The following is a 2954-nucleotide window of genomic DNA, read 5'->3' as shown; positions in this document are numbered from 1 at the left end:
ACAGGCCGGGACGGCCGACGACCAGCATGTCCGGGTCGTTCCAGTGTCCCGGACCGGACTGCGCCGCCAGCGGCGCGGTGACGTCCAGGACGTTGCCGACACCCATCGGGTAGCTGTTGGTGTTGCCGTTCTGCCAGATGTCGAGCAGGTCCTCGGTGGTCCGCCACATGTCGGCGACCTGGCCCCAGTCGTAGCCGGCACCGGTGATGGCGTGCAGGCTGTTGGGGTTGATGCTGTAGACGATCGGCCGTCCGGTGCCGCGCAGGGCGTCGCGCATGAGCGTGAACCGTGCGACCTGCTCGTCCCGGGTGCCGCTCGGCGAACACCAGTCGTACTTCAGGTAGTCGACGCCCCAGGAGGCGAACGTGGCGGCGTCCTGGGCCTCGTGGCCCCGGCTGCCGGTGGACCCCGGGTAGCCGCCTGTGGCCTGTGCGCAGGTGCGTTCCCCCGGAACCTGGTAGATGCCGAACTTCAGCCCCTTGCCGTGGATGTAGTCCCCGAGCGCCTTCATCCCGCTCGGGAACTTGGCCGGATCGGCCCGCAGGTTGCCCGCCGCGTCGCGCTGCGGGTCGAACCAGCAGTCGTCGACCACGACGTACCGGTAACCGGCGTCCCGCATGCCCGAGGACACCATCGCGTCGGCGGCCTGGCGCACCTGGGCCTCGGTGATCCCGCACCCGAAGCTGTTCCAGCTGTTCCAGCCCAGCGGCGGGGTGAGCGCCGGGCTGCCCGGAGCGGCCGTGGCGGTGGAGGGGGAGATGCCGGTCATGGACGCGGTGACCGTCAGCGCTGCGGTCGCGAGGAGGCGGAGCAGTCGTCCGCCTGGTCGTCTGGGCACCTGGGCTCCTTTTCCCGGGAGGATCACCTGAAGCGATCCGAAATTTCGGACGTCGTTCGGAAAGTAGTGGTGGCAGGGATAGTAGGGAGGTGCTCCGTCGTGTCCACACGATCGGCGAGATTCGCCGTCGTCCCGCGCCATGGTGCTCCGAATGTTTCGTCAGGATCAGCGAATCCTGCGGGAAGGGTTGACGTCCCCCACCGCTTCCCTATTCTCCAAATGCTCGATCCTTCGACTGCAGTTCGATATGCCGAACGCGGAGTAGCCGTCTATGGAGATGTCATGGCCTCATCAACAGCTCTCCCGTCGTCGCGCCCTGGCCGCCGCCACCGGTCTCGCCGCCGGCGCGGCCCTCCCGCTCGCCGGCGCCTCCCGCGCCGCGGCCGCCCCCGCCCCGGGGCCGGCCGGCGCCGCCGCCGGGGAGTTCACGAACCCGGTGATCTGGCAGGACTTCGCGGACATCGACGTCATCCGCGTCGGGGACACCTATTACGCCTCGGCCTCGACCATGCACTACTCCCCGGGCGCGCCCGTCCTGCGCTCGTACGACCTGGTGCACTGGGAGATCGCCGGTCACTCGGTGCCGGTCCTGGACTTCGGCGCCAAGTACGACCTGAACGGGGGCCGCGGCTACGTCAGGGGGATCTGGGCCTCGTCCCTGGCCTACCGCCCGGCCAATCGGACGTTCTACTGGCTGGGCCAGATCGACTTCGCCCGGACGTACGTCTACACCGCGACGGCCGCCGAGGGGCCCTGGAGCCGGCTGACGACGATCGGCACGCCCTACTACGACGCGGGGCTGCTGGTCGACAGCGACGACACCCTGTACGTGGCGTACGGCAACACCACGATCAGCGTGGCGCAGCTCTCGCCCGACGGCCGCACCCAGGTCCGTACGCAGCAGGTGTTCACGGCCCCGGCGAGCGTCGGCACCCTGGAGGGCTCCCGCTTCTACAAGATCGGCGGGCGGTACTACATCTTCCTGACCCGCCCCGCGAACGGGCAGTACGTCCTGAAGTCGTCGGGCGGCCCCTTCGGCCCGTACACGCTGCGGCAGGTGCTCCTGGACCTGCGCGGACCGGTCCCCGGCGGCGGCGTCCCGCACCAGGGCGGGCTGGTGCAGACGCAGGGCGGCGCCTGGTACTACCTGGCCTTCGTCGACGCCTACCCCGGCGGGCGCGTGCCCGTGCTGGCACCGGTCACCTGGACCGCGGACGGCTGGCCCGTCGTGCAACTGGTGAACGGGGCCTGGGGCACGTCGTACCCGAGTCCGGCCGTACCCGCTCCTCCCCGCCAGGTCACCCCCATGACCGGTGTGGACACCTTCGACGGCACGTCCCTGATACCGAGATGGGAGTGGAACCACAACCCCGACCCCGCCAAGTGGTCGGTCGGCAACGGCCTGACCCTGCGGACCGCGACGGTCACCGACGACCTGTACGGGGCCCGCAACACCCTCACCCACCGCATCCAGGGCCCCACCTCCACCGCCACGGTCCAGCTCGACCACTCCGCGATGCGGGACGGCGACCGGGCCGGACTCGCACTGCTGCGCGACTCCTCCGCCTGGATCGGCCTCAAGCGCGAGGGCGGATCGACCCGGGTCGTCATGGTCGGCGGGCTGACCATGGACGGCAACTGGAACACCACCGGCACCGGCCGCGAGCTCGCGAGCGCTGCCGTCGCCGGCGGCCGCGTCTGGCTGCGCGCGAGCGCCGACATCCGCCCCGGCGCGGCACGCCCCGGCACCTTCTCCTACAGCACCGACGGCACCACCTTCACCCGCCTCGGGCCCGACTTCTCCCTGGGCAACGACTGGCGGTTCTTCATGGGCTACCGGTTCGCCCTCTTCAACCACGCCACCCAGGCGCTCGGCGGCTCGGTCCGCGTCACGCGGTTCGAACTATCCACTCCCTGAACCGACCACCGCCTACTCGAGGAAGACGAGGCCCCCATGCGCAAACGGAGTTCCGGCCGCGGGCACCTGTCCGTGGTACTCGCCGCCGCGGTCGCGGCACTGGCCGCACTGGCGGCGATGCTCGTCGCCGGCCCGGCCCAGGCGGCCACGAGCGGCGCCCTGCGCGGCGTCGGCTCCGGCCGCTGTCTCGACGTGCCG

The 2954-nt window shown here is 70.9% G+C and carries 2 protein-coding genes and 1 pseudogene; 2 read left to right on the top strand and 1 reads right to left on the bottom strand.

All coding sequences use genetic code 11. From position 1 onward, the window contains the following. A partial coding sequence (locus tag IE312_RS39580) for a glycoside hydrolase family 27 protein (protein WP_229899527.1) occupies positions 1-838 on the bottom strand: 838 nt, incomplete at its 3' end. Positions 839-1115: 277 nt separating this feature from the next. Here IE312_RS39580 and IE312_RS11265 point away from each other — a divergent pair. Continuing rightward, positions 1116-2756, top strand: coding sequence for a glycoside hydrolase family 43 protein (locus tag IE312_RS11265; RefSeq protein ID WP_189980852.1), 1641 nt, complete (start codon positions 1116-1118; stop codon positions 2754-2756). 36 nt (positions 2757-2792) lie between these two features. Then, positions 2793-2954: pseudogene (locus IE312_RS39575) on the top strand (non-reducing end alpha-L-arabinofuranosidase family hydrolase); the annotation flags it as partial.

Origin of the sequence: Streptomyces capoamus (assembly GCF_014654935.1) — a bacterium.
In the GTDB taxonomy this organism is placed as follows: domain Bacteria; phylum Actinomycetota; class Actinomycetes; order Streptomycetales; family Streptomycetaceae; genus Streptomyces; species Streptomyces capoamus.
Note: the sequence above shows the minus strand (reverse complement) of the source record. Positions and strands in the feature narration are given on the sequence as shown.